The organism is Blastococcus sp. TF02-09 (assembly GCF_003319105.1).
Lineage (GTDB): Bacteria > Actinomycetota > Actinomycetes > Mycobacteriales > Geodermatophilaceae > Blastococcus.
Genome location: NZ_QOHH01000003.1, coordinates 414,702 through 440,575 on the forward strand (window position 1 = coordinate 414,702; position 25,874 = coordinate 440,575).

A 25,874-nucleotide genomic window follows, 5' to 3' on the forward strand; every position below is an offset into this window, starting at 1 on the left:
TCACGGCGCGGTGGGGACGGCGCCGATCTCGGCCAGCCAGGGCAGGACCTCCTCGGCCAGCCGCTCGGGGCACTGCAGCTGCGGCACGTGCCCGATGCCCTCGAGCTCGACGTACCGCCAGGACGGGTGACGGCGGGCGACGTCCCGGGCGGCCTGCACGGGGATGAGCCGGTCGACGTCCCCGTGGACCAGCAGCACCGGCCCGGACACCCGCTCCATCGCGGCGCGGTAGCGGCGCGGGTCGGCCAGCTGGCGCAGCAGCGAGCGGGCGGCGGCGAGGTAGGCCTTGTCCATGCCGGCGTGGTCCTCGCGCTCCTCGAGCAGCGTCACGGACCGGTCGATGACCGACGACGGGAGCGTGTCGGGGTCGACGCCCACCAGCCGCAGCACCTCGCGGACCCGCTGCAACGGCGTCTGCCGGGCGCGGCGCAACCACAGGAAGCGCTCGCCCAGCACCGGCATGGCGTAGAGCGCGAACATCGCGGCGACCAGCGGGTCGAGCGAGCGGCGGGGGCCCGGGACGGCCGGGTCGAGCAGCACGAGGCCGCGCACCGCCTCGGGGTGCTGGGCCTTCTCCAGGATCGAGATCATCCCGCCCATCGAGTTGCCCACCAGCACCGCCGGCTCCCCGGCCACCTCGACCAGGAAGCGGTGCAGCACCTCGACGTTGGCGTGCACAGTCGCCCGGCGGGTGCCCGGCTCGCTGCGGCCGAAGCCCGGCAGGTCGATCGCCAGCACCCGGGCGTGCGGGCTGAGCAGCGGCGCGAAGGTGTCCCAGTTGAGGTGCGAACCGCCCAGGCCGTGCACCAGGACCACCCGCGGCGCGTCCGACGGCCCGCCGAAGTCGACGTAGTGCACGGGGCCCCCGAGGTCGACCGTGCGGCTCTCCCCCGGCGTCTGCTGCTCCGCTGCCATGCCGTCCGTCCCCTCGTCGCCCCCGTGATCGGCGTACACCGTGGCACGCCGTCGACCGGCGCGAGCAGGCGCCCCCTCCCGGCCCTCCGAGGGAACAACAGTGACGCGGGACACATTTCGGCAACATTCGCCCGCGAGGCAGCTGAGCTGGGTGTGAGCTAGACCCCAGATTGGTACTGGCCGTTCACAGCAAATCAACGGGAGGTCGACGTGGCAGGACAGACCAGCTCGGGACCGGCGCTGCCGCTGTACCTGAGCGAGCCCGGCCGCGCCGTGGCCGACTACGGGCTGTACCTGGCGACGAGGCCGCTCGCCCAGCGCCTGCCCAAGGGGGACGGGCACCCCGTCCTCGTCCTCCCGGGCCTGCTGGCCGACGACGTGTCGACCAACGCCCTGCGGCGGACCCTGCGCCGGCTGGACTACCGCGTCCACGGCTGGGGCCTGGGGCGCAACATCGGCCCGACCGCCCTGTGCGTGAACGGCCTGCGCGACAAGCTGGACTACCTGCACGGCCGCTACCGCCGGCCCGTCACGCTCATCGGCTGGAGCCTGGGCGGCATCTTCGCCCGGGACCTCGCCCGCACCTCGCCCGACCGCGTCCGTCAGGTCATCACGCTGGGCAGCCCGTTCGGGCTCACCAGCTACGACCAGACGCGAGCGGCGAAGGTGTTCGACCGCTACGCGCACCTGCACGTGGAGCAGCGCACCCTCCCGCTGGAGCCCGAGGGCGTCCCGCTGCCGGTGCCGGCCACCTCGATCTACTCGCACTACGACGGCATCGTGCACTGGCAGGCCTGCCTGAACGCCCCGGGCGAGCGCTGCGAGAACATCGCCGTGACCGCCAGCCACCTGGGCCTGGGGCACCACCCGGCGGCGATCTGGGCCGTGGCCGACCGGCTGGCCCAGCCGGAAGGCACCTGGGAGCCGTTCCGGGCACCCCGCTTCCTCCGCCCGGCCTTCCCGAAGCCGGCCCGGTCCACCCCCTGCGCGCCCGTGGGCGCGGTGGCCGGCTCCGCCGCCTGACCGTGACGGGAGAGGCCCGGGACCGTGTGGTCCCGGGCCTCTCGCGTGTCGGAGTGGGCGCGACAGGGTTCGAACCTGCGACCGCTCGGTTGTAAGCCGAGAGCTCTACCGCTGAGCTACACGCCCCGCCCGCCCAGCTTAGGGACCCCGGACCCCGGGACGGATCAGGCGGCGAGCCTGCCGACCGCGTCCTTCCAGCCGGACTGCTCGCGGGCGTCGCCGGGCTGGTTGACCTCGGCGAAGGCAATCGTGCCCTCGGCGTCGATGAGGAAGGTGCCGCGCAGGGCCATGCCGACCGTGTCGTTGAACACGCCGTAGGCCTGAGCGGTGGCGCCGTGCGGCCAGAAGTCCGACAGCAGCGGGAACTCCAGGCCCTCCTGCGCCTTGAACGCCTTGAGGCTGAACACCGGGTCGGTGCTCACGGCCAACACGCGCACACCGGCGTCGGTGTACTCCGCCAGCTCGTCGCGGAGCTGGCACAGCTCACCGGTGCAGATGCCGGAGAAGGCGAAGGGGTAGAAGACCAGCAGCACAGGGGTGCCCCGCAGCTCGGCGAGGCTGACGACCTGCCTGTCCTGGTCGGGAAGGCTGAACTCGGGAGCGGCGTCGCCGACGGAGAGGCTCATGCCCCCCATAGTGCCGTGCTGGATCAGCGGCGGCTGCGCGCGGTCTTCGGGCTGACCAGGCGGATGCCCGACCAGTCCTTGGCCGCGGACACGCTGCTGGTCTGCTGCAGACCCGCCGTGGGGGCGACCTCGGTGACGTCACCGGGCTCCACGTGGCCGGGCCGGCCCGACTTGGGCACGAGCAGCCAGACGACGCCGTCCTCGCCGAGCGAGGTGATCGCGTCGGTCAGGGCGTCGAACAGGTCGCCGTCGTCCTCGCGCCACCACAGGAGGACGACGTCGGCCACCTCGTCGGTGTCCTCGTCGACCATCTCACCGCCCGAGAGCTCGATGATCGCGTCGCGCAGGTCCTCGTCGGCGTCCTCGTCCCAGCCGAGCTCCTGCACGACCATGCCCGGCTTGATGCCCAGCCGGGCCGCCATGCCGGCGCTGTCGACGCTCATCCGTACTGCTCCTCCATGGGTGGACCTGCTGGTGATCGATCGTGATGGTGCCCTGTCTGCGGGCCGACCGCGCGCGGGCGCGTCACGGGCGTGCGCTCCGCTGCGGGCGCGGACCGTCGGCGAGCGCCGGGGAACTGCGGACGAGCACGGACACGACCGGCGGGAGAACTCCCCGCTGCCTGGTCATGTCACCCCCCTCGCCCCCGCTGTTCCGGGCTCCCCGTGCGGGCCCGTCGTTCCGGGCCACGTGGGCGGAAGCGTAGGGCATGACCGCCACGACGCAAGCCTGCGCGGCCGGAGGGACCCCCGGTCCGGCGCGACTGGCGCGCGGAGGAGCGCCCGGAACGTGACGCGCGGCTTGCCGAGGGGAGACCATGGAGGCATGAGCGCACAGCAGTCGGACGGAGACCCCGCCCGCGACCCAGGCGCACCCCGCGCGGTCATCACCGACGGGCTGCCCAGCCAGCTGCCGGACATCGATCCGGACGAGACGCAGGAGTGGATCGACTCCCTCGACGCCGTCGTCGGCCATGCCGGCCGCGAGCGCGCCCGGTACCTCATGCTCCGGCTGCTGCAGCGCAGCCGGGAGCAGCAGGTGGGCGTCCCCGCGCTGCGCAGCACCGACTACATCAACACGATCCCGCCCGAGCGCGAGCCGTGGTTCCCCGGCGACGAGCACGCCGAGCGCCGCATCCGCGCCTACATCCGATGGAACGCCGCGATCATGGTGCACCGCGCCCAGCGGCCCGGGATCGGCGTCGGCGGGCACATCTCCTCCTACGCGTCGTCCGCGTCGCTGTACGAGGTCGGCTTCAACCACTTCTTCCGCGGCAAGGACCACCCCGGCGGCGGCGACCAGATCTGGTTCCAGGGGCACGCCTCCCCCGGCATCTACGCCCGCGCCTTCCTGGAGGGCCGCCTGTCGGAGGACCAGCTCGACGGCTTCCGGCAGGAGGTCAGCCACCCCGGCGGCGGGCTGTCCTCCTACCCGCACCCGCGGCTGATGCCCGACTTCTGGGAGTTCCCCAGCGTCTCCATGGGCCTGGGCCCGATGAACGCGATCTACCAGGCGCGGTTCAACCGCTACCTGCACGCCCGCGGCATCAAGGACACCTCCGACCAGCACGTGTGGGCGTTCCTCGGCGACGGCGAGATGGACGAGCCCGAGTCGCTCGGCGTCATCGGTCTGGCCGCCCGCGAGGAGCTGGACAACCTCACCTTCGTCGTCAACTGCAACCTGCAGCGCCTCGACGGCCCGGTGCGCGGCAACGGCAAGGTCATCCAGGAGCTGGAGTCCTTCTTCCGCGGCGCCGGCTGGAACGTCATCAAGGTGATCTGGGGCCGGGAGTGGGACCCGCTGCTGGCCGGCGACCGCGACGGCGCCCTGGTCAACCTGATGAACTCCACGCCCGACGGCGACTACCAGACCTACAAGGCCGAGGACGGCGCCTTCGTCCGCGAGCACTTCTTCGGCCGCGACCCCCGCACCCGCAAGCTCGTCGAGGGCATGAGCGACAAGGAGATCTGGAACCTCTCCCGCGGCGGGCACGACTACCGCAAGGTGTACGCGGCGTTCAAGGCGGCCGTGGAGCACAAGGGCCAGCCAACGGTCATCCTCGCCAAGACCATCAAGGGCTGGACGCTGGGCAGCCACTTCGAGGGCCGCAACTCCACCCACCAGATGAAGAAGCTGACCGCCGAGGACCTCGCCGCCTTCCGCGACCGGCTCTACCTGGACATCCCCGACTCGGCGCTGGACAAGACCCTGCCGCCCTACTACCGCCCCGCCCCGGGCTCCGACGAGATGCAGTACATGCTCGAGCGGCGGCGGGCCCTGGGGGGCGCGGTGCCGCGCCGGCGCGCGGAGTTCAAGACGCTCAAGGCGCCCGAGGACAAGGCCCTCGACGTGCTGCGCCGCGGGTCGGGCAAGCAGGAGGTGGCGACGACGATGGCCTTCGTCCGCCTGCTCAAGGAGCTACTCAAGGACGACGAGATCGGGCCCCGCCTGGTGCCGATCATCCCGGACGAGGCGCGCACCTTCGGCCTGGACTCGTTGTTCTCCTCGCACAAGATCTACAACCCGGGCGGCCAGCGGTACACCTCGGTCGACCGCGAGCTGATGCTGGCGTACAAGGAGTCCGAGTCCGGGGTGATCCTGCACGAGGGGATCAACGAGGCCGGCTCGACCGCCTCGTTCACCGCCGTCGGGACGTCGTACTCGACGCACGGCGAGCCGATGATCCCGATCTACATCTTCTACTCGATGTTCGGGTTCCAGCGGACCGGCGACGGCTTCTGGGCGGCGGCCGACCAGCTCACGCGCGGCTTCGTCCTCGGCGCCACCGCCGGCCGGACGACGCTCAACGGCGAGGGCCTGCAGCACGAGGACGGCCACTCGCTGCTGCTCGCGCACACCAACCCCGCGGTGGTGTCCTACGACCCGGCGTTCTCCTTCGAGCTCGCCCACATCACCCGCGACGCGCTCGTCCGCATGTACGCCGACGACCCGGGTGGCCCGCTGGGCGGGCACCGCTCCCCCGACGTCATGTACTACCTGACGGTCTACAACGAGCCGTTCAGCCAGCCGGCCGAGCCCGAGGGGCTCGACGTCCAGGGGGTGCTGGCCGGCATGTACCGGTACGCGGAGGGGCCCCTGACCGAGGGCCCCAAGGCGCAGGTGCTGGCGTCCGGCGTCGCGGTGCCGTGGGCGCTGCGGGCGCAGGAGCTGCTGGCCCAGGACTGGGGCGTCTCGGCCGACGTGTGGTCGGTGACCTCGTGGGGTGAGCTGCGGCGCCAGGCCGACGCGGTGACCGAGCACAACCTGCTGCACCCCGAGGAGGAGCCGCAGACCCCCTACGTCACCCAGCGGCTGCAGGAGACCTTCGGGCCGGTGGTCGCGGTGTCGGACTGGATGCGCGCCGTCCCCGACCTCATCGCGCCCTACGTCCCCGGCGGGCTGACCTCGCTGGGCACCGACGGGTTCGGGCTCTCCGACACCCGGCCCGCGCTGCGCCGGCACTTCCACGTGGACGCCGAGTCGATCGTCGTCCGCACGCTGGCGTCGCTGGCCGACGAGGGGCAGGTCGAGCGTTCGACGGTGCGGGAGGCCGTGGAGAAGTACCGGGTCCGCGACGTGCAGGCCGCCCCGGCGGAGGAGCGGAGCGACCCGTCGCCGGCTACCTGAGCGCGTCCAGGGCCATCCGGGCGTAGAGGGCGGCGCCGGCGGGCAGCGGCTCCTCGTCGAAGACGACCAGGTTGGAGTGGTTGGGCGGCGCGTCCGCCGGGTCCACACCCGGCGGGCGCGCACCCAGCCACGCCAGCGCCCCGGGCACCTCCTGCAGCACGTAGGAGAAGTCCTCCGCGCCCATGAGGGGTGCCGCGAGCAGGACGGCGGCCTGCTCGCCGAGCAGTTCCCGCGTGGTCGCCAGCACGCGTGCCGCGGCGTCGGCGTCGTTGACGGTCACCGGGTAGCCCTGCTGGTGGTCGAACTCGACGCCGAGCTCGTGGGCGGCGGCGACGTGGGTGGCCACCCGCCGGACCGCGGCGACGACGTCGGCCCGCCGCTCCGCCGACAGCGTGCGGATCGTGCCCTCGAGGAACGCCGACTCCGGGATCACGTTGTTCGTGGACCCGGCCTGCAGGTGCGCGACGGTGACGACGGCGGGATCGAACACGTCCACCCGCCGGGTGACCATCGACTGGAGGGCCAGCACGATCTCCGCCGCCGCCGGGATGGGGTCGGCCGCGGCGGCGGGCTCGGAGGCGTGCCCACCCCGGCCGCGCAGCGTGATCGCCCACTGGTCCGCCGCGGCCATGACCGGGCCCGGCCGCACGTTGACGCTGCCGCTGGCCATGGTCGAGGAGATGTGCAGCGCGAACGCGCCGGTCACCGGGGCCTCGGGGACGACGTCGAGCAGCCCCTCCTCGAGCATGTACCGCGCGCCGTGGAAGCCCTCCTCCCCCGGCTGCACCATGAACACGACCTGCCCGGCCAGCTCGTCGCGGCGCTCCGCCAGCAGCCGCGCCGCCCCGACCAGCATCGCGACGTGGGTGTCGTGCCCGCAGGCGTGCATGACACCGGGCACCTCGGAGGCGAAGGGCAGCCCGGTGTCCTCCTGCACGGGCAGGGCGTCCATGTCGCCGCGGAGCAGGTAGGTGGGGCCGGGCCGGGCGCCGCGCAGGACGGCGACCACCGAGCTGGTGCGCTTCCCCGTGGTGATCGCCAGCGGCAGCTCCGCCAGCGCCTCGACGACCGTCGCCTGGGTGCGCGGGAGGTGGAGGCCGATCTCCGGGTGCCGGTGCAGCCGACGCCTCAGGTCGATGGTGCGGTCGGCGTCGTCGTAGGCGGCGGAGAGCAGCTCGGAGGGCATGGTCGCCATGGGCTCACTGTCACACGGGCCCGGCAGCCCGCAGGGCGCCCCTCACCAGGCCTCGGCCCAGGCCGGCCGGCCCGTCTCCAGCCGCCAGAGCAGCAGAACACCGTCCTCCTCCGGCACGACGTCGCCTCCGTCGTGCCGGGCGGCGGAGGTCTCGGTCCCGGCCCGGAGCAGCAGCCCGGCGGGGACGGCGACCGGCTCGCCGGCGGTTCCCCTGGCCATCCACAACCCGGCGTCCGGACGGCGGAGGTCCACCTCGCCGGCGACCTCCCGGAGCACCTCGTGGGACGGCGACGCGGAGGGGTCGGCGGGCCGGAGGTAGCACTGCAGCACCCGCGCGCCCCTATCCCCAGCGGACTCGTCGTGCACCAGGCCGGTGCCGGCCCTCAGCACGCCGACGTCCCCGGCCGCCATCGACGCGCCGTCGCCCCAGGCGTGTCGCAGCGAGCCGTCGAGCACCACGGCGACGACGTCGACCGCCGCGTGCTCGTGCGCGCCGTAGCCCTGCCCGGGCGCCAGCCGGTCGTCGGAGACCCGCAGCAGCGGGCCCAGGGAGCCGTCGTCCGGGGCCAGCACGGTCCGCTGGCGGGGTGCGCCGGTCACCGCAGCTCCCTGCCGCGGAAGGGCAGCACGCCGAGCAGGAGGGCGGTGAGCACGGTCCACCCCACCCCGAGCGCCCAGCCGGCGAGGACGTCGGAGAGGTAGTGCACCCCGAGCCACATGCGGGTCAGCCCGACCACGAGCACGAGCAGCACCCCCGCCGTCGCCCAGATCCGGCGGGCCCGCGGGGCGAGCAGCGGCCAGGCCAGCACCAGGCCGATGGTGACGAGGGTGGCGATGCCCGAGGAGTGACCGCTCGGGAAGCTCAGCGAGCCGTAGTCCGCCCCGCCGTCCTCGAACGCCGGCCGGACGCGGCCGAAGAACTCCTTGAGCGCCGACGTCAGGTGCCGCACGGAGATCGCGGCGACGACTACCCAGAGCGCGGTCCGCCAGGCCCGGCGGCGCGCCAGCCAGACCAGGACGGGCACGGCCAGCAGGTACCGGACAGCGGAGAGCCCGGGGGCGGTGAGGACCTCCAGCAGCGCGGTCAGGGCGGCGGGCCGGTCGTCCCCGGCGTAGAGCGCCTCGCTCACCCGGGTGTCGACGTCGAGCAGCACGTCGGCGCCCGTCCGCAGCCCGAGGGCCAGCAGCGCGAACACCGCCGCGCAGAGGGCGACCACCGCCAGCGGGGGGCCGTAGCGGCCGGTCGGAGGCGCGCCGCGGTCGACGTCCGGGGGTGCGCTCACCGCTCCACTCTCCCCGATCGCGGTCGCACGTGACACGCTGACGGCGTGAGGAGCCGGGCCGGAGACCGCCCCAGCCTGACCACGCTCCGGCGGCTCGAGCGCTCGTCGGGGGCGCTGGCCACCCAGGCGGTGGCCCGCATGGACGAGGAACTGCCCTGGTTCCGCACCATGCCGGCCGACCAGCGCTCGTGGGTCACGCTCGTCGCGCAGGCGGGGCTGGCCTCGCTCGTCGAGTGGTGCCGCAACCCCGGCCGGCCGCCGCGGCTGACCGGCGAGGTCTTCGGTGCCGCGCCGCGCGAGCTGGTCCGGGTGGTCGCCCTCAAGCAGACCGTCGACCTCATCAAGATCACCGTGGAGACGCTGGAGGACCACGTCGCCACCGTGGCCGAGCCCGGGGACGAGGAGATGCTGCGACTGGCGGTCCTCCAGTTCAGCCGCGAGGTCGCCTTCGCCACCGCGCACGTGTACGCGAGCTTCGCGGAGAGCCGCGGAGCGTGGGACGCCCGGCTCGAGGCGCTCCTGGTCGACGCGCTGGTCCGCGGTGAGCGGTCCGAGGAGCTGGCCGGCCGGGCGGCGGCTCTGGGCTGGTCGGCGATGAGCCCGGTGACCGTGGTGGTGGGCCCCACGCCGGATCGGGTCGAGGACCCGCACTCCGCCGTCCGCCGGGCCGCGCGCGGGCTGCACAGCGAGGTGCTGGTCGGCGTGCACGCCGACGAGCTGGTCGTCGTCCTCGGCGGGCACGAGGACCTGACCGCGGTCGTGGCGCGGGTGGCCGAGGAGTTCGGCCCCGGCCCGGTCGTGTCCGGCCCCGTCGTCGACGGCCTGGGCCGGGCGGGCGACTCGGCGGCCGCGGCACTCGCGGGCCGGCGGGCGGCCCGGGCGTGGCCGGGGGCGCCCCGCCCGGTGACCGCCGACGCCCTGCTCCCCGAGCGGGCGCTCGACGGGGACCCGCTGGCGCGGGCCGCCCTGCGCGACGAGGTCGCCGGTCCGCTGGCCGCCGCCGGGGGCGGGGTCCTCGAGACGGTGCGCGCCGTGCTGGCCAGCGGCGGCAACCTGGAGGCCAGCGCACGGGCGATCTTCGTGCACCCCAACACCGTGCGGTACCGGCTCAAGCGCGCCGCGGAGCTCACCGGCCTGTCGGCCACCGATCCCCGGGGCAGCTGGACCCTGCAGGTGGCCCTGGCCCTGGCCCACCTCGACCGGGAGCGCTCCCTCTGGAGCTAGGTGTGCAGTGGTCCCCACCACTGGAACCCGCGATACGGCCGCGGAACCACGCTGGAGTTGGAGGAATCCTCCAAAGATCACCGGTATCCTTTCGTGCCGCTCCGCACCGCGGAGGACGCCGTTTCTTTGGCACGGTGAGGAGGTGCTCGCCGTCCTCGCCCCCGGTCAGGGTGCTCAGAAGCCCGGAATGCTCACCGACTGGCTCGGGCTCCCCGGGGCCGAGTCGTTCTTCCGCTGGGCGGGCGCCATCGCCGACGCCGACCTGCTGACGCTCGGCACCGAGGGCGACGCCGAGGCGATCGCCGACACCGCCGTCACCCAGCCCCTCGTGGTGGCGATGAGCCTGTTCGTCGCCCGCGAGCTGGGCGGCATGCCGGGACCGGTCGCGCACAGCCCCTCGGCCGGCCGGGACGTCGTCATCGCCGGGCACAGCGTCGGCGAGCTGACCGCCGCCGCGCTGGCCGGAGTCCTCTCCGTCGAGGCGGCGATCGCGCTGACCGCCGTTCGCGGCCGGGCCATGGCCGCCGCGTGCGCGCAGACCCCCACCGGCATGTCCGCCGTCCTCGGGGGTGACCCCGAGGAGGTGCTGGCCGCCATCGAGCGGCACGGCCTGGCGCCGGCGAACCTCAACGGCGCCGGCCAGATCGTCGCCGCCGGCCCCCTCGAGGGGCTGGCCGCGCTCAAGGCCGAGCCGCCGGCGAAGGCGCGGGTCATGCCGTTGCCGGTGGCCGGCGCCTTCCACACCCCGTACATGGCCCCGGCCCGTGAGGAGCTGGAGGGGCTGGTCGGCGGGCTCCGTCCCGAGAACCCGAGCCGGCTGCTGCTCTCCAACGCCGACGGCGCCGCGGTCGACTCCGGCGCCGAGGCGCTGCGCCGGCTGGTCAGCCAGGTGACCAGCCCGGTCCGGTTCGACGCGTGCCTCGCCACTCTGCGCGACCTCGGCGTCACCGCCGTCCTCGAGCTGCCCCCGGCCGGCGCGCTCACCGGGCTGGCCAAGCGCGAGTGGAAGGGCGCCGGCATCGAGCTGCTCGCGGTGAGCAGCCCCGCCGACCTCGACCGGGCCCGCGAGCTGATCGCCGCCGAGCGTGGTCGCGCCGAGGCCGAGCACTTCCCCGACTGGCGGATGGTCGTGGCCCCCGCCCGCGGCACGGTGAGCCCGGCCGAGGTCGCCGAGGGCACGCGGCTGCCGGCCGGGACCCCGCTGGGCTGCATCCGCGGCCGGCGGGAGGAGGTCAACGTCTCCGCCAGCTACGACGGCGTGCTGGCCGAGTGGCTGGTGCACGAGGGCGACCTCGTCGACGCCGGCGACCCGATCGCCCGTCTCTACCCGGAGGTCTCCGCATGAGCTCCATCCAGCTGGCGACCGGCGCGCCCGGCACCCGCATCCTCGGGCTCGGCGACTACCGCCCGAGGCGCCGGGTGACCAACGACGAGCTGGCCCAGGTCATGGAGACCAGCGACGAGTGGATCCAGAGCCGGGTGGGCATCGCCGAACGCCGCTGGGCCGACGACGACGAGACGCTCGTGGAGATGGCCGTCGCCGCCGGGGGCAAGGCCATCGCGGCCAGCGGCCTGGCGCCCGACGAGATCGACCTCGTCGTCCTCGCCAGCGCCAGCCTCCGCCGGCCCATCCCGGGCATCGGGCCGCAGGTCGCCCACCGCCTGGGCATCCCCCGCCCGGGCGCGCTGGACCTCAACGCCGGCTGCGCGGGCTTCTGCTACGCGCTCGGCCTGGTGTCCGACGCCATCCGCGCCGGCTCCGCGCGCAACGCCATCGTCATCGGCGTCGAGCGGCTCACCGACGTCACGGACAGGACCGACCGCTCGACGGCGGTGATCTTCGCCGACGGCGCGGGTGCGGCCGTGGTCGGGCCCACCGACGAGCCCGGCATCGGCCCGGTCGCCTGGGGCAGCGACGGCGACCAGCACACCGCGATCGAGATCGTCGACAGCGGCTACATGGCCATGGCCGGGCAGGCGGTCTACCGCTGGGCCACCACCCGGCTCACCGAGGCGCTGACCCAGGCGATGGACCGGGCCGGGGTCACCGCCGCCGATATCGACGTCTTCGCGCCGCACCAGGCCAACCTCCGGATTATCGAGTCGATGACCAAGCGGCTGGGCTTCGGCGAGAAGACCGTGATCGCCCGCGACATCGTGCGGTCGGGCAACACCTCGGCCGCCTCCATCCCGCTGGCCCTGGGCGCCCTGCTCGAGTCCGGCGAGGCGAAGTCCGGCGACCTCGCCCTGGTCCTCGGCTACGGCGCGGGCCTCACCTACGCCGGTCAGGTCCTGCGGCTGCCATGACGGCCGCACCGAGGCCGGCGCCATGACGCCGCCCACCCCAGAGCCCCGGGACACCGCGTCCCGGACGACGACGTCCGCCCCGCACCGGGGCGCCGTCCCATCCGAGAGAGAGGACCCCGCGTGAGCAGCACCCAGGAGATCCAGTCCGGTCTGGCCGAGATCCTGGAGGAGGTCGCCGGGGTCACCCCCGCCGACGCCACTCCCGAGAAGTCGTTCACCGAGGACCTCGACGTCGACTCGCTGTCGATGGTCGAGATCGCCACCGCCGTCGAGGACAAGTTCGGCGTCGCCATCCCCGACGACGAGCTCGGCAGCATCAAGACCGTCGGCGACGCGATCAGCTACATCGAGAAGAACCAGGCCTGACGCAGCCGACCCCCGACCGCCCGGTCGCAGTCCCAGGAGGAACAGTCATGAGCACGTCCGACGTCGTCGTCACCGGCCTCGGGGCCACCACGCCCCTGGGCGGCGACGTGCCCACCACCTGGGAGGCGCTGCTCGCCGGGCGGTCGGGGGTCAGCCGCATCACCGACGACTGGATCAAGGAGTACCCCGCCCAGCTCGTCGCCCGCCTCGCCACCGACCCGGCCGAGCAGCTCGACCGGGTGCGGGCGCGGCGCCTCGACCGCAGCCAGCAGGTCGCCGTCGTCGCCGCCGAGCAGGCGTGGGCCGAGTCCGGCGCCGCCGACTCCGGGGTCGCCCCCGAGCGCGTCGCGGTCGTCTTCGGCACCGGCATCGGCGGGGCGCTGACCCTCCTGGGTCAGGACGACGTCCTGGAGGAGAAGGGCCCGAAGCGGGTCTCCCCCTTCACCATCCCGATGCTGATGCCCAACGGCCCGGCCGCCGCCGTCGGACTGGCCATCGGCGCGAAGGGCGGCGTGCACGCGCCGGTCAGCGCCTGCGCCTCGGGCGCCGAGGCCATCCGCTGGGGCCTGGACCTGCTCCGCTTCGACCGAGCCGACGTCGTCCTCGTCGGCGGCACCGAGGCGTGCGTGCACCCCCTGCCCATGGCCGGCTTCGCCGCGATGCGGGCCATGTCCACCCGCAACGACGAGCCCGAGCGCGCCTCGCGGCCGTTCGACAAGGGCCGCGACGGCTTCGTCCTCGGCGAGGGGGCCGCCGCCCTGGTGCTCGAGCGCGGCGACTCGGCCCGGGCACGCGGCGCCCGGATCCACGCCCGCCTCGCCGGCGCCGCCGGGACCGCCGACGGCTACGACCTGGTCGCCCCGCACCCCGAGGGCGAGGGGGCGGCCCGCGCGATCACCGCCGCGCTGCGCGACGCCGACCTCACGCCGGCCGACGTCGGCCACGTCAACGCCCACGCCACCTCGACGCCCGTCGGTGACACCGCCGAGGCCGCCGCCATCCGGTCCTCGATCGGCGACCACGTGCTGGTGAGCGCCACCAAGAGCCAGACCGGTCACCTGCTCGGCGCCGCCGGGGCGCTGGAAGCCGTGTTCACCGTCCTCGCCCTGCGCGAGCAGGTGGTCCCGGCGACGGCCAACCTCGACGACCCCGACGACGACGCCAACGTCCAGGCCCTCGACATCGTCCGCGGCGAACCCCGCCGCGCCACCCTCACCGCCGCGGTCAACGACTCGTTCGGCTTCGGCGGCCACAACATGGCGCTGGTCTTCGCGACCGCCTGACGGCCGCGCCATCCAGCCCGTCCCTCTCCGTGGAGGTCCTGTGACGACTGCGCCCGCTGCTCCGCTCGTGTCCACTCCGGACCCGCGTGATCCCGAGGACCGCCTCGCGCGCTTCTTCGACCCCGGCTCGCTGGAGCTGCTGGCCTCCCGCGACACGTCGGGCGTCCTCGCCGCCCGCGGCACCGTGGAGGGCAGCCCCGCCGTCGCCTTCTGCACCGACGCGACCGTCATGGGCGGCGCCATGGGCGTCGACGGGTGCCGGCACATCGTGGACGCGATCGACACCGCGCTGCGCGAGCGGGTGCCGGTCATCGGCATCTGGCACTCCGGCGGCGCCCGGCTGGCCGAGGGCGTGACCGCTCTGCACGCCGTGGGCGAGGTGTTCGCGGCGATGGTCCGGGCCTCCGGCCGCATCCCGCAGATCTCGGTCGTCCTCGGCGCAGCGGCCGGCGGCGCCGCCTACGGTCCGGCCCTCACCGACATCGTGATCATGGGCCCGGCCGGTCGGGTCTTCGTCACCGGTCCCGACGTCGTCCGGTCGGTCACCGGCGAGAACGTCGACCAGGAGACGCTCGGCGGCCCGGACACCCACGGCCGGCGCTCCGGCGTGGTGCACGTGGTCACCGACTCCGAGCCGGCCGCGCTCCAGACCGCACGCCAGGCCGTCGACCTGCTCGCCGCCCAGGGCGCTCTCGCGCCGGCCGCGGACGAGCCCGAGGTCGACCTCAAGGCCCTGCTGCCCGAGCAGCCCCAGCGCGCGTACGACGTCAAGCCGCTGGTCACCGCCCTGCTCGACGAGCCGGGGCTGGAGCTGCACCCCCGGTTCGCGCCGAACGTCGTCACCACGCTGGGCCGGCTGGCCGGGCGCACCGTCGGGGTCATCGCCAACAACCCGATCCGCCTGGGCGGCTGCCTGGACTCCGCGTCGGCGGAGAAGGCGGCCCGCTTCGTGCGCATGTGCGACGCCTTCGGGGTGCCGCTGGTGGTGCTCGTGGACGTGCCCGGGTACCTGCCCGGCGTCGGCCAGGAGTGGGACGGCGTCGTACGGCGCGGCGCGAAGCTGCTGCACGCCTTCGCCGAGGCCGTGGTCCCGCGGGTGACGCTGGTGACCCGCAAGTCCTACGGCGGCGCCTACATCGCGATGAACTCCCGCTCGCTGGGCGCAACCGCGGTCTTCGCCTGGCCCGGGGCCGAGGTCGCCGTCATGGGCGCCAAGGCTGCCGTCGGCATCCTGCACCGCAAGAAGCTGGCCGCCGCCCAGCCCGGCGAGCGCGAGGCGCTGCACGCGCAGCTGGCCGAGGAGCACGAGCGCATCGCCGGCGGGGTGAACCGGGCCGTGCAGATCGGCGTCGTCGACGAGGTGGTCGACCCGGCGCAGACCAAGCGGCGGCTGGTGACGGCGCTGACGGCCGCCCCGCACGGCCGCGGCGCGCACGGCAACATCCCGCTGTAGGCGGTCGACGGTCAGTTCGGGCGCCGCTTCCCCGACGGCGCCCGAACGACCGGGACCAGGCTACGACCGGACGGCCTGGTGGACCAGCTGGTCGGTGGCTAGACGACCTGGTGGAGCCAGGTGACCGGGCTGCCGTCGCCGGCATGCCGGTACACCTCGAGGTCGGCGTCCCAGGCCGCCCCCAGCAGCTCGTCGACACCGTGCCGGAACGCCTCGATGGACGACGTCGTCGCCGCAAGGTGCCGCAGCTGCTGCTCGCTGATCATGATGTCGCCGTTGGCGCTGGTCGGCGCACGGAAGACACCGTGGCCGGGCACGTAGGACATCCGCTCGCCGTCGTTGCCGTGGCTGGCTTCCTCGGTGACCTCGAAGCGCAGCATCGGCCACTGGCGCAGGGCAGCCACCAGCCGGGCACCCGTCCCCGGCGAACCGGTCCAGGCCACCTCGGCACGGTAGGAACCGTGCGCCGCGGGCTGGCCGTCCCACGACAGGGAGACCGGCGTGCCGACGACGCGCTCGAGCGCCCACTCGACATGCTGGCAGAGCGCTTTCGGGCACGCGTGCACGAAAACGACACCCTGGGTTGACCGTCGCTGCACGGGGCACCTCCATCGACTCGATCGGTCTCGTCTTCCCCTACGGACCCATCGATTCGGTGACTGGCTGTGTTCGGCAGTGGCGGAGCAGGGCTCCCGGGAACAGTCTGCATGATGGTGACCCGATCGCGCCAGCCCGGGTGGTGCGGTTGTGCCCGTTGTGACGGAAGAGACCGGATCGGCCGCTTTACCGCTGGTCAAGCCCCTACCACGGGTCCTAGGTCCCCGTCCACCGGACCGGCGACGCTTTGTGGCTCTTTCGCCGGGATCCAGCGCGAGCCCTCCGTGCGACCGGCGCGCCGATTGCGTAGGGCGGTGCCGCCTGGTGACGCACCGTAACGGGCGTTCGCCACGGACAGTGGTAAGCCCCGTCCAGAGCGGCGTGTCGCCCGTGCCGGCCGGGCCCTCACGCGGACGGTACGGCGAAGCGGTCGCCGCCGGCGGCCTTCGCCCGGTACATGGCGGCGTCGGCCCGGTGCAGCAGGTCGGCGACGTCCTCCCCCGGCACCACCTCGGCGACACCGATGCTGGCGGTGACCCCTCCGCGGGCGCCCACCACGGCGATCGCCTGGCACAGGCGCTGGGCCAGCATCTCCCCGGAGAACGTGTCCGAGATGTCGGCCAGGACGGCGAACTCGTCGCCCCCCAGCCGGGCCACCGTGTCGGTCTCGCGGACGGCGGCGCCCAGGACCGAGGCGACGGCCTTGAGCAGCGCGTCGCCGGCGGCGTGCCCGTCCCGGTCGTTGACCCCCTTGAACCCGTCCAGGTCGACGGCGCAGACCACCGTCCGGCGCCCGCTCGCAGCGGCGGCCACGGCCAGCGGCAACCGCTCGATCAGGGTCCGCCGGTTGGGGATGCCGGTGAGCGGGTCGGTGGCGGCCAGCGTGCGCTGGGTGGCGATGAGCTGGACCTGGCGGTCGTGGGCCGCCCATGCGTTGGCCGAGGACATCGTGCAGATGAGGGTGAAGGCGCCCAGGACGGCGACGAAGAAGGCCGCCGAGGTGGTCATGCCCGACGTCCCGAAGACCAGGACGTAGCCGCTCATCATGAGGACGCCCATGGCCACCACCCCGTGCGGCGGATAGGCCACGGCCATGTAGGTCAGGGTCAGGAAGAGCAGCGCGTCCACCGGGCTCGAGGCCCCGCCGTCCAGCCAGGTGGCGAGCAGGATCAGCGCCGTCGTCGCGATGGTCCAGAGGTAGAACATCGCGGGCCCGCGGCGGTCGCGCAGGATCGCTCTCAGCGGCAGCAGCAGGAGCGCCGGGCAGCCGAGGATGACCGCCACGGCCATGAGCAGCAGCCCCGGGTGGTGCCGCCCCGGGGTCTCGGTGAACAGCGCGTAGACCAGGACGGCCGCGGCGCTGAGCTGGCTGAGCAGCACGCCGTAGCGCACGTGCCGGATCCAGTAGGCGGCGCGGTCGTCGTCCTCCGCCAGCGTCCGGAACAGCCCGTCCCGGAGCATCCCGAGCCGCCGGCGGAGCATGCCCGCGTCGCGGGCGCCCGCCGGTGCGCCGCCCTCGCGGCGGTCGCCCGGGAATGCGCTGGTCACGGCGGTGTGATCGTCGCCACGCCGGTGCCGCTTGATCCGCACTCACCCCGGAGGGTGAGGCAGGGTTGCGGAACAGCTTGAGCCGCACCTCATGCCTGCCCGGCGCCCGTCCGGGTACGCGGCGGGCATGGGACGACACCAGGGCATGGCCGACGCCGGACGCGACGAGGTGCGCACACGCGTGCTGGGGGCATGGGACGCCTTCCTCGCCCAGGCCGAGCGCGTCGACCTCGATCGCCCCTCGCGCCTGCCGGGGTGGCGGGCGCACGAGATCTGCGTGCACCTGGGCTGCTGGGACGACCACACCGCGATGGCTGACCTGATCGCGTCCGCGCGCACGGGGGCCACCGGCTCCCCGCCCGACCCCGACGCAGTGAACGCCCGCGTCACCGCCGCGCACGCCGGGGCCTCCCGCGCCGAGGTGCTCGATGCGCTCCGCCGCAACCGCGAGGCCACCGCGCGGTACCTCGCCGAGGAGCCCGTCGAGCTCGACACCGCGCCGACGGTCTCCGTGGTCGGCCGCGTGCCGCTGCTCAGCGTCGTGCTGGGGCAGGCGTACGAGCTGGCCGTGCACGGCCTGGACCTGGTCTCCTGCGGCGCGGAGCCGCCTCCGGCGGAGGTGCTGCAGTCGGGCCTGGCCGCGCTCACCGACGTGACCGGCGCGCTGGCCACCTCCTGCGGCATCACCGGCGGGGTCACGCTGGCCACGCCGGACGGCGGCTGGTCCTTCGACGCCGATCCCGAGGGCTGGCGGGTGCACGCGGTGCCCGGCGGCGCCCACGAGGGGCCCGCGGTCGAGGCGTCCGCGCAGCTGCTGCTCGAGGCGGCGTCGGGGCGGATCAACCCGGTGCCGGCCGTCGCCAAGCGCCAGCTCAAGGTGCACGAGGTCACGGGCCTGCTCGCGCTGGCGCCGATCGTGCAGAAGGTTCCGGGCATCCCGGGCGGCCCGATCCTGCAGCTCGCCGCGCGCACGATGGGTGGGGCCGGCGGCGTGCTCGGCCGGCTGTTCAGGAAGGGCTGACCCGCGCGCGGCGACGTCGGAACCAGACGAGGACGGCGACGACGAGGGCGGCCAGCGGCAGCGCGACCGCCGCCGTGACGCCCGAGGCCAGCGCGGGCGCCGAGGCGCCGACACCCACCTGGACCACGGTGCTCGGCAGGATGCCCAGCCCGGTGGCGGCCAGGTAGGGCAGCAGCCGCATGGCGGTCAGCCCGCTCCCGTAGCTGAGCACCACGAAGGGGACGACGGGGAGCAGCCGGCCGACCAGGAGCGGGACGAAGCCGCGGTCGACCAGCAGCCGGTCGAGCCGGTCCAGCCGCGGCCCTGCCAACCGGGCGACCGCGGCCCGGCCCAGCCGGCGGGCCAGCACGAAGCTGCCGAGCGCGGCGAGCATCGCGCCGGTCAGGGCGACGAGCAGACCGGGGACGAACCCCGCGACCAGCCCGAGCAGCACGGAGACGGCGGTGCGGGGCACGGGCGCCATCAGCAGCAGACCCACGCCGGCCACCAGCCCCGCCCAGCCGGCGGCCCCGGCGTCGTCCAGCCACCGCCGGACGACGTCGACGTCGGGCAGCTCGACGGTCAGTGCGACGACGAGCCCCGCCACGAGCAGGAGCACCAGCAGCGCCGCCCGCAGCCAGGTGGTGTCACTGCTGCCCATCCGCACCGGACCATGATCCGGCACGGACGGGCGGTCCCCGGTCAGCAGCCGCCGAGGGAGATGCCGTGCCCCGTCAGCCACGGCACCGGGTTGACGCGGTTGGCGTACAGGCCGCCCTCGTGCACCTCGAAGTGCAGGTGCGGGCCGGTGGACTGGCCGCGGTTGCCCACCTCGGCGATCTGCTGCCCCGCAGTCACGGCCTGACCGGCGCTCACGAAGAACTGGTTCACGTGGCCGTAGAGGGTGATGGTGCCGTCGCCGTGCTGGATCGCGACCGCGAGCCCGAAGCCGCTGGCCGGGCCGGCCTGGAGCACGACACCGCCCTCCGGCACGAAGATCGGCGTGCCGATCGGGGCGGCGATGTCGACGCCGGCGTGCAGCGTCCCCCAGCGCTGGCCGTAGCAGGAGGTGACCCGGCCGGTCGTCAGCGCGGCGGTGCTGCCGCCCGCGGCCAGGGCCCGGGTCGCGGTCGGCGCGGTCGTGGTGACGGCGCTGGCGGCCGCGGCGGCCGCCTCGCGGGCGGCCTGCTGGGCCTCCCACGCCCGGGCGGCGTCGCGGGCGCCCTCCATCTGCAGCAGCCGGATCTCGGCGTCCCGCAGCTGCTGGGCCAGGTCCAGCTTCTGCAGCGACAGGGCGTCGAACTCGGCCTGCGCACCGGACAGCTGCCGCGCTGCGGCGGCGTGCGCCTCCGCGGCGGCGCCGGCGGCGCGGTCCCGCTCGGCGACGGTCGCCTGCGCGGCCTCCTCGGCGCGCGCCTGCGCCACCTCGACGATCTCCATCGCGTCCAGCGTCTCGGCCCGCTGCTCGCCGAGGGTGTCGAGCGTGGCGGCCTGCTCCAGGAGCTCGGCGGGGCCGTCGGCGTTCAGGAGCAGGTGCAGGTCGCCGAAGGTCTCCTGGCCACCGCCCATGTACGCCTGACGCCCGACCTCGGAGACCTCGTCCTGGGCCTCCGCGACGGCCTGCTTCGCTGCGAAGAGGGCGAGCTCGGCGGCCTCGGCCTCCCGGGTGGCGGCGTCGAGTGCCGCCTGCGCGGCGAGCGCCTCACCGCTGGCCACCTCGGCCTCGTGCGTCATCCGCTGCAGCTTCTGCTCGGCTTCGGTCACCCGTCCGCTGAGCGCGGCGATCTCCGCGGCGACGGCGTCGTGCTGGGAGCGGGCCTCCTCGACGCGGGCGTCGTCGGCGGGCGCCGCGACGGCGGCGGGCGCGCCGACCAGCGCAGCGGCCATCAGCGTGGCGGCGATCAGGGGCGTCCGGAGCCGTCGGCCGCGGCGGGACATCATGCTGCGCAGGTGGTGCGAGGTCGCCAAGGCGACGGTTCTCCGTTCCTCACGTCCGCCTACCGAGTTAGCTGACGGGTTCGGGCTCATGAGTGCTTTACCTGCCCGGCGTCCCCGTACGCGGGCAGGACTCACCCCAGGACTGCGGTGGGTCCCCGGTCCCCCCGACCATCAGGCCGGCGGGTTCGGCGGGGTCCGCCGAGGCCCTCGGGTTCGAAGGCGGAGCTCGTTGGACCGGAGGAGACGGTACAAGTGGAACCTTGGAATGTCACAGGGTGATAACGGCCTTTCGATGGCCGCCGACTGGACTCACCGATGCGACCAGCGCTCTCGCGCCCGCGTCGCCCGCCTGTGATCCGTGTCGCTCTGGCAGGCTGTCCGCACCGGGGCGGTAGCTCAGCCGGTCAGAGCATGGGACTCATAATCCCTGGGTCGTGGGTTCGAGCCCCACCCGCCCCACGGTCGCGTCATCTGGTCACCACAGCGACAGGGACCGGCGGAAGATGCCGGCGATGTCGTCCTCGGTGACCTCCTTCGGGCACGTGGCGAGCAGCCGCTGCTGCTTCATCGTGCCCTCGACCAGGTCGGGGATGTCCGCCTCGCCGAATCCGACCGCGCCGACCCCGTTCGGGATGTCGATGTCGCGCATCAGGTCGGCCAGCACGGTGGGCAGGAACTCCGCGGCGTCCGTCGGCTGGCCGGCGTTCGGTGCGAGCAGCTGGGCCACCCGTACGTGCCGCTCCGGCGACGCGTCGAACGTGAACCGGAAGGCCTCCGGCGCGGTCAGGGCGACCGACATCCCGTGCGGCACCATCGCCTCGTCGGCCGGGTAGTCCTTCGGGTGGAAGTCCTTCACCTGCCCGGCGATCGGGTAGGCGTTGGCGTGCGGGATGTGCACCCCCGCGTTGCCGAAGCCCATGCCGGCGAACGTCGCGGCCATGGCCATGTCCGCCCGCGCTTTCTCGTCGTCCCCGTGCCGGACCGCCCGGCGGAACGAGCCGGCGAGCAGCGACAGCGCCTTCTCCGACCACATGTCCGAGATGGGGTTGGAGCCGCAGTACGGCACCCGCTGGTCGGGTGTCTTGTGCTCGTAGGTCGTGTACCAGCGGGCGGTGTAGCTCTCCAGCGCGTGGCAGAGGATGTCCATGCCCGAGGCGGCCGTCACCCCCGGCGGCTGGGTGAGCGTGAGGGCCGGGTCGATCACCGCCAGCGTCGGCCGCAGCCGCGCGTGGCTGATCCCGGTCTTCACCCGCGCCGAGATCACGTCCATCACGCAGATCGTCGTGCTCTCCGCGCCGGTGCCCGTGGTGGTCGGGACGGCGACCAGCGGCTTGAGCTGGTTCGGCGGCGCCTGCCCCTTCCCGACCGGGACGTTGACGTAGTCCATGAGCTCGCCGGGGTTGGTGGTGAGCAGGTTGATCGCCTTGGCGGTGTCGATGCTCGAGCCACCGCCGACCGCGACGAACGCGTCCCACGGCCCGGTCGACCGGGCCTCCTCGATGGCGGCGATCAGGCTCTGGTCGGTCGGCTCGACGTGGACGCCGTCGTAGACCTGCGCCTCGATGTCGAACTGCGCCATCTGCTCGGCGACCCGCTGCGGGATCCCGGTCGCGGACAGGCCCGGGTCGGTGACCACCAGCACGCGGTGCACCCCGTAGCGGCTGAGGTCGAAGCCGATCTCGTCGGAGGCTCCCTTCCCGAACTTCAGCTGGGGAGCGCCGTAGGTGAAGACGGACTCGGGATCGGCGGGCTGGAGCGTGGTCATGGGGAACCTCTCGGCGGTCGGCGGGGTGCGGAGCGCTGCACCGAATCTCGCAGATGGTTGTGATCGGCACCACACCGGCGTCATAGTTCGGGGGTCCCCTCTCAGACCTCCGGAGGCCCCCTGTGACCGACTCGACCACCACCGCCCCCGCCCTCGGCGAGCTGCTGAAGGACGCCCCCACGAACTGGGGCAAGTGGGGTGCCGACGACGAGGTCGGCTCGCTCAACTACCTGGGCCCCGAACAGGTCCTCGCGGCGGTCCGGCTGGTCAGCGCGGGCAAGGTCTTCACCCTGCAGCGGCTCATCGGCGACCCGAAGGGCGACCCGGTGTGGCCCGGGCGCACACCCGCCGTCCGCACCCAGGTCCTCGACGAGAGCGACTGGGACGAGGGCGGCAAGGGCGCGGCGTTCCCGGGCGGGCTGCACTACGCCGACGACAAGATCGATGCCTATCTCCAGGGCTCCACGCAGTACGACGCCCTGGGCCACCTCTGGTACGACGGCAAGATCTGGAACGGGTACGACGCGCGCACCACCGTCGGCGGCCTGGAGAAGGCGAGCGTCCAGCCGATCGCCGAGCGCGGCATCGTCGGCCGCGGGGTGCTCCTGGACATGGCACGCTTCCGCGGCCAGGAGACCCTCGACAAGGGCGAGACGTTCACCCACGAGGACCTGCAGGAGTGCGCGCGGGCCCAGGGCGTCGAGATCCAGGCGCGGGACATCCTGATCATCCGCACCAACTTCCTGCAGCTGTTCCACGAGCAGGGCGAGGCGTTCTACGAGGGCTTCAACGAGCCGGGCCTGGTGTACAGCCCCGAGCTCGTGCAGTGGTTCCAGGACATGGAGGTCCCCAACCTGGTCACCGACACCATCGCCAACGAGGTCACCTACGACCCCAACAACGGCGTCGCGCTGGTGCTGCACTGCGCCCTGATGCGCAACCTCGGCGTCACGCTGACCGAGATCGCCGACCTCGAGCGGCTGGCCGCCGACTGCGCGGAGGACGGGAAGTACGAGTTCCTCTACGTCGCCGCCCCGCTCAACGTGGCCAAGGCCGCTGGCACCCCGGTCAACCCCGTCGTCATCAAGTAGGCGCCCGGTGAGCGACTACGACCAGCGTCCCTGGCTGGCGCGCTACGGGGACCAGCCGTCCGACTACGACATCGAGTTCGACGACGCCCTGGACATGTTCCGGGCCGGGGTGGCGAAGGACCCGTCCGCGGTCGCCCTGCGCTACTTCGACGGCGTGATCACCCGGCAGGAGCTGGACGAGCTCAGCGACGGGCTGGCCGCCGGGCTGCTCGCCAACGGGTTCTCCCCGGGCGACCGGCTGGCGGTCTACCTGCAGAACGTGCCGCAGTTCGTCATCTCCATGGTGGCCGCCTGGAAGGCCGGCGGCGTCATGGTGTCGATCAACCCGATGAGCCGGGTGCGCGAGCTGTCCTACCTCCTCAAGGACTCCGGGGCGACGGTGCTGGTGTCGCTGGAGACGCTCTACGAGGAGATCGCGAGGGACGTCGTCCCCGACACCGACGTGAAGCTGGTGCTCACCACCAGCGAGCTGGAGTTCCAGACGCGGAACGACGAGCGGCTCTTCGCCGGCATGGAGCGACGGCGCCACGAGGGGACGACGGACTTCACCGAGTTCGTCGCCGAGCACCGCGGCCAGACGCCGCCCCCGGTCGACCTGGGCCCGGACGACGTCGCCTTCCTGACCTACACGTCGGGGACGACGGGGGTGCCCAAGGGCGCAATGAACACCCACCGGAACGTCGTCTTCACCGCACAGGTCTACCGGGACTGGACGCACGCCGGGCGGGACGGCGCGATCTTCGGGATCGCGCCGCTGTTCCACATCACCGGGCTGATCGGGCACATCGCGGTCAGCATGCTCGTGCCGGCGCCGCTGGTGCTCGCCTACCGGTTCGAGCCGCAGGTGGTGCTCGACGCCTTCCTCGAGCACCGGCCCGCGTTCACCATCGGCGCGATCACCGCGTTCAGCGCGCTGCTCAACGCGCCGGGCTTCACCAAGGACCACTTCGCCTCGTTCACGTCGGTCTACTCCGGCGGGGCGGCGATCTCGCCGACGGCCGAGAAGGGGTTCCTGCAGGCCACCGGCAAGCAGGTGCACAACGCCTACGGCCTGACCGAGACGACGTCGCCCATGACCGTCACGCCGTTCGGCTCGCCCTCCCCCGTCGACCCGACGTCCGGGGCGCTGTCGGTTGGGGTGCCGGCGCCGAACACGATCGTCCGGATCCAGGACGACGACGGGACGGACCTGCCGCAGGGCGAGATCGGCGAGATCGTCGCCGACGGACCGCAGGTGGTCGCCGGCTACTGGGGCAAGCCCGAGGAGACCGCGGCCAACCTGCCCGGCGGGGCGCTCAAGAGCGGCGACGTGGGCTTCATGAACCCCGACGGCTGGGTGTTCATCGTCGACCGCAAGAAGGACATGATCAACGCGTCGGGCTACAAGGTCTGGCCGCGCGAGGTGGAGGACGTCCTCGCCGAGCACCCCGCCGTCCGGGAGTCCGCGGTGGTCGGCGTCCCTGACGAGAAGCGCGGTGAGACGGTCAAGGCCTTCGTCAGCCTGAGGCCCGGCGCCTCGGCCACCGAGGAGGAGCTCATCGCGCACTGCAAGGAGCGGATGGCCGCCTACAAGTACCCGCGCTCGGTCGTCCTGCTCGAGGAGCTGCCGAAGACGGTCACCGGCAAGATCCTCCGCCGCGAGCTCAGGGGGTGACCAGGGAAGCACCCGACGAGTTCACCCGGTTCACGGCCGCGGTCCAGGACGTCGCCCACGGCCTCCTCTGGCTCCGCAGTTCTCTCGACGAGTGGCGCCAGCAGGTGGTGACGCAGTACGAGGCGGATGCACTGCGGCGGATGTGGGTGCTCGCCGATCACGTGGATGGACTCGTGACCATGGCCCGCGCGAACCCACATGTCCTGCCGCCCGCATTCGCGGCGGGCCGCAGCGCCTTCGAGACGGGGCTCATGACCCATTGGCTGCTGGTCGGCCAGGCCGCCCCGGGCCACCTGGCCGTACGGGGAGAAACAGAAATCCGGCACCTGCAACTGCTCGAGTCCGACGCGCGCTGGGCTGACGGCCTCACCGACCGGCTACGGACGTGGGAGCTACGCGCTGGGCGGTGGAGCTCCCTCGCGCAGGAACGGTGGGACCGGCTCACCCGCGTCCGGAAGGCCTATGGCCGGGGAGACCAGGACGAGCGGTTGCCTCGTCCGCCCAGCGTCGTCTCCGTGCTCCGAGACCTCGACCTGGAACGGCTGTACTGGGGTTACATGGTCTCCTCCCAATGGGTGCACGGAACGACCATGGGCGCCACGGAGCTGGATCCCTTTCGCCCTGGCGCAGGGCCGCCCGGCTTCGGCGAGTGGTACCTGCCGATGAACCTCGGCGTCTGGGGCCTGGTACTCGCCGCCCGAGGCTTTGCCCGCAGGCCTGACGGGCCAGGCCTCGCCCTTCTGCATCGCACACCCGTCGGAGACGCGCAGGCCGCTGTCGACGTGTTCCACGAGCTCTCCAGCGAGGAGTGGGTCCGCCATCCGGATTGGAAGTAGCCCTCCGATGCCCCCCATGCGTCACAACGCACCTCGTCGGCGAGATGCACGACAGGCTCCCCGCCATGACCGCCGCCGCACCGGAGCACTTGCTGCCCGGCGACATCGCCGTGGAGCAGGAGACCGCCGCGAGGTGAAGACAT

23 protein-coding genes, 2 tRNA genes and 1 riboswitch are annotated in these 25,874 nt (G+C 73.5%); of the genes, 13 read left to right on the forward strand and 12 right to left on the reverse strand.

What is annotated here, in order from left to right; genetic code table 11:
* Complete coding sequence (locus DQ239_RS06990) at window positions 1-915, reverse strand: alpha/beta hydrolase (RefSeq protein WP_113833774.1); 915 nt, start codon at window positions 913-915, stop codon at window positions 1-3.
* A gap of 210 nt (window positions 916-1,125) precedes the next feature.
* Here DQ239_RS06990 and DQ239_RS06995 point away from each other — a divergent pair, with 210 nt between their 5' ends.
* Window positions 1,126-1,938: an alpha/beta hydrolase gene (locus DQ239_RS06995; protein WP_113833663.1), complete on the forward strand. Its 813-nt coding sequence runs from the start codon at window positions 1,126-1,128 to the stop codon at window positions 1,936-1,938.
* Between the two features lie 54 nt (window positions 1,939-1,992).
* Here the strand turns inward: DQ239_RS06995 and DQ239_RS07000 are convergent.
* From DQ239_RS07000 to DQ239_RS07010, 3 genes are all read right to left on the reverse strand, one after another.
* Window positions 1,993-2,064: transfer RNA gene (locus DQ239_RS07000), tRNA-Val, on the reverse strand.
* A 38-nt stretch (window positions 2,065-2,102) separates the two neighbouring features.
* Window positions 2,103-2,564: a peroxiredoxin gene (locus DQ239_RS07005; protein WP_113833775.1), complete on the reverse strand. Its 462-nt coding sequence runs from the start codon at window positions 2,562-2,564 to the stop codon at window positions 2,103-2,105.
* 23 nt (window positions 2,565-2,587) lie between these two features.
* Complete coding sequence (locus tag DQ239_RS07010) at window positions 2,588-3,007, reverse strand: DUF3052 domain-containing protein (RefSeq protein ID WP_091766684.1); 420 nt, start codon at window positions 3,005-3,007, stop codon at window positions 2,588-2,590.
* Between the two features lie 382 nt (window positions 3,008-3,389).
* On the opposite strand from DQ239_RS07010, the gene aceE reads away from it, so the two are divergent.
* Window positions 3,390-6,191 carry a pyruvate dehydrogenase (acetyl-transferring), homodimeric type gene (gene aceE, locus DQ239_RS07015; RefSeq protein ID WP_113833664.1) on the forward strand — a complete coding sequence of 934 codons (2,802 nt, stop codon included), beginning with the start codon at window positions 3,390-3,392 and terminating at the stop codon, window positions 6,189-6,191.
* On the opposite strand, the gene DQ239_RS07020 is transcribed toward aceE, so the two are convergent.
* The 3 genes from DQ239_RS07020 to DQ239_RS07030 are packed head-to-tail and all read right to left on the reverse strand — an operon-like array spanning window position 6,184 to window position 8,669.
* Window positions 6,184-7,386, reverse strand: coding sequence for a M20 family metallopeptidase (locus tag DQ239_RS07020; RefSeq protein ID WP_113833665.1), 1,203 nt, complete (start codon window positions 7,384-7,386; stop codon window positions 6,184-6,186). The two genes, aceE and DQ239_RS07020, sit on opposite strands and share 8 nt — an antisense overlap.
* Before the next feature lie 42 nt (window positions 7,387-7,428).
* Window positions 7,429-7,986, reverse strand: coding sequence for a pirin family protein (locus DQ239_RS07025; protein WP_113833666.1), 558 nt, complete (start codon window positions 7,984-7,986; stop codon window positions 7,429-7,431).
* The gene (locus DQ239_RS07030) at window positions 7,983-8,669 is read right to left on the reverse strand and encodes a phosphatase PAP2 family protein (RefSeq protein WP_233488854.1); all 687 of its coding nucleotides are present in this window, start codon (window positions 8,667-8,669) and stop codon (window positions 7,983-7,985) included. The genes DQ239_RS07025 and DQ239_RS07030 overlap by 4 nt, the downstream gene beginning before the upstream one ends.
* A 45-nt stretch (window positions 8,670-8,714) precedes the next feature.
* Here DQ239_RS07030 and DQ239_RS07035 point away from each other — a divergent pair, with 45 nt between their 5' ends.
* From DQ239_RS07035 to DQ239_RS07060, 6 genes are all read left to right on the forward strand, one after another.
* Complete coding sequence (locus tag DQ239_RS07035; protein ID WP_233488855.1) at window positions 8,715-9,893, forward strand: helix-turn-helix domain-containing protein; 1,179 nt, start codon at window positions 8,715-8,717, stop codon at window positions 9,891-9,893.
* 142 nt (window positions 9,894-10,035) lie between these two features.
* Complete coding sequence (locus tag DQ239_RS07040) at window positions 10,036-11,238, forward strand: ACP S-malonyltransferase (RefSeq protein WP_113833667.1); 1,203 nt, start codon at window positions 10,036-10,038, stop codon at window positions 11,236-11,238.
* Window positions 11,235-12,200 (forward strand): beta-ketoacyl-ACP synthase III, encoded by a 966-nt coding sequence (locus DQ239_RS07045; protein WP_113833668.1) that lies wholly within the window; start codon window positions 11,235-11,237, stop codon window positions 12,198-12,200. The genes DQ239_RS07040 and DQ239_RS07045 overlap by 4 nt, the downstream gene beginning before the upstream one ends.
* Window positions 12,201-12,320: 120 nt before the next feature.
* Window positions 12,321-12,566, forward strand: coding sequence for an acyl carrier protein (locus tag DQ239_RS07050; protein WP_113833669.1), 246 nt, complete (start codon window positions 12,321-12,323; stop codon window positions 12,564-12,566).
* A gap of 47 nt (window positions 12,567-12,613) precedes the next feature.
* Complete coding sequence (locus DQ239_RS07055; protein WP_113833670.1) at window positions 12,614-13,849, forward strand: beta-ketoacyl-[acyl-carrier-protein] synthase family protein; 1,236 nt, start codon at window positions 12,614-12,616, stop codon at window positions 13,847-13,849.
* A gap of 40 nt (window positions 13,850-13,889) precedes the next feature.
* Window positions 13,890-15,302, forward strand: coding sequence for a carboxyl transferase domain-containing protein (locus tag DQ239_RS07060; RefSeq protein ID WP_113833671.1), 1,413 nt, complete (start codon window positions 13,890-13,892; stop codon window positions 15,300-15,302).
* A 98-nt stretch (window positions 15,303-15,400) separates the two neighbouring features.
* Here the strand turns inward: DQ239_RS07060 and DQ239_RS07065 are convergent, their stop codons facing one another.
* A complete protein-coding gene (locus tag DQ239_RS07065; RefSeq protein WP_233488857.1) occupies window positions 15,401-15,868 on the reverse strand; it encodes a DUF3145 domain-containing protein in 468 nt (155 codons plus the stop codon).
* Between the two features lie 436 nt (window positions 15,869-16,304).
* Window positions 16,305-17,447, reverse strand: a complete 1,143-nt coding sequence (locus tag DQ239_RS07070; RefSeq protein ID WP_147252021.1) for a GGDEF domain-containing protein — start codon at window positions 17,445-17,447, stop codon at window positions 16,305-16,307.
* 127 nt (window positions 17,448-17,574) lie between these two features.
* Here DQ239_RS07070 and DQ239_RS07075 point away from each other — a divergent pair, with 127 nt between their 5' ends.
* Window positions 17,575-18,468, forward strand: coding sequence for a maleylpyruvate isomerase N-terminal domain-containing protein (locus DQ239_RS07075; RefSeq protein ID WP_113833674.1), 894 nt, complete (start codon window positions 17,575-17,577; stop codon window positions 18,466-18,468).
* Here DQ239_RS07075 and DQ239_RS07080 read toward each other — a convergent pair.
* On the reverse strand, window positions 18,455-19,108 hold the full coding sequence (locus DQ239_RS07080) for a VTT domain-containing protein (RefSeq protein ID WP_113833675.1): 654 nt from the start codon (window positions 19,106-19,108) through the stop codon (window positions 18,455-18,457). The two genes, DQ239_RS07075 and DQ239_RS07080, sit on opposite strands and share 14 nt — an antisense overlap.
* A 41-nt stretch (window positions 19,109-19,149) precedes the next feature.
* Entirely contained in the window at window positions 19,150-20,415 is a 1,266-nt protein-coding gene (locus DQ239_RS07085; RefSeq protein WP_233488859.1) for a M23 family metallopeptidase, read from the reverse strand.
* Window positions 20,416-20,426: 11 nt separating this feature from the next.
* A riboswitch (cyclic di-AMP (ydaO/yuaA leader) is annotated at window positions 20,427-20,586 on the reverse strand.
* Between the two features lie 184 nt (window positions 20,587-20,770).
* Between DQ239_RS07085 and DQ239_RS07090 the strand changes: the two genes are divergently transcribed.
* Window positions 20,771-20,844: transfer RNA gene (locus DQ239_RS07090), tRNA-Ile, on the forward strand.
* A gap of 16 nt (window positions 20,845-20,860) precedes the next feature.
* On the opposite strand, the gene DQ239_RS07095 is transcribed toward DQ239_RS07090, so the two are convergent.
* On the reverse strand, window positions 20,861-22,150 hold the full coding sequence (locus DQ239_RS07095) for a hydroxyacid-oxoacid transhydrogenase (protein ID WP_113833676.1): 1,290 nt from the start codon (window positions 22,148-22,150) through the stop codon (window positions 20,861-20,863).
* 122 nt (window positions 22,151-22,272) lie between these two features.
* Here DQ239_RS07095 and DQ239_RS07100 point away from each other — a divergent pair, with 122 nt between their 5' ends.
* The 3 genes from DQ239_RS07100 to DQ239_RS07110 are packed head-to-tail and all read left to right on the forward strand — an operon-like array spanning window position 22,273 to window position 25,731.
* A complete protein-coding gene (locus DQ239_RS07100; protein ID WP_113833677.1) occupies window positions 22,273-23,241 on the forward strand; it encodes a cyclase family protein in 969 nt (322 codons plus the stop codon).
* 7 nt (window positions 23,242-23,248) lie between these two features.
* On the forward strand, window positions 23,249-24,895 hold the full coding sequence (locus DQ239_RS07105) for an AMP-binding protein (RefSeq protein ID WP_113833678.1): 1,647 nt from the start codon (window positions 23,249-23,251) through the stop codon (window positions 24,893-24,895).
* Window positions 24,892-25,731, forward strand: coding sequence for a hypothetical protein (locus tag DQ239_RS07110; protein WP_113833679.1), 840 nt, complete (start codon window positions 24,892-24,894; stop codon window positions 25,729-25,731). Before DQ239_RS07105 ends, DQ239_RS07110 begins: the two co-directional genes overlap by 4 nt.
* Window positions 25,732-25,874: the final 143 nt, after the last annotated feature.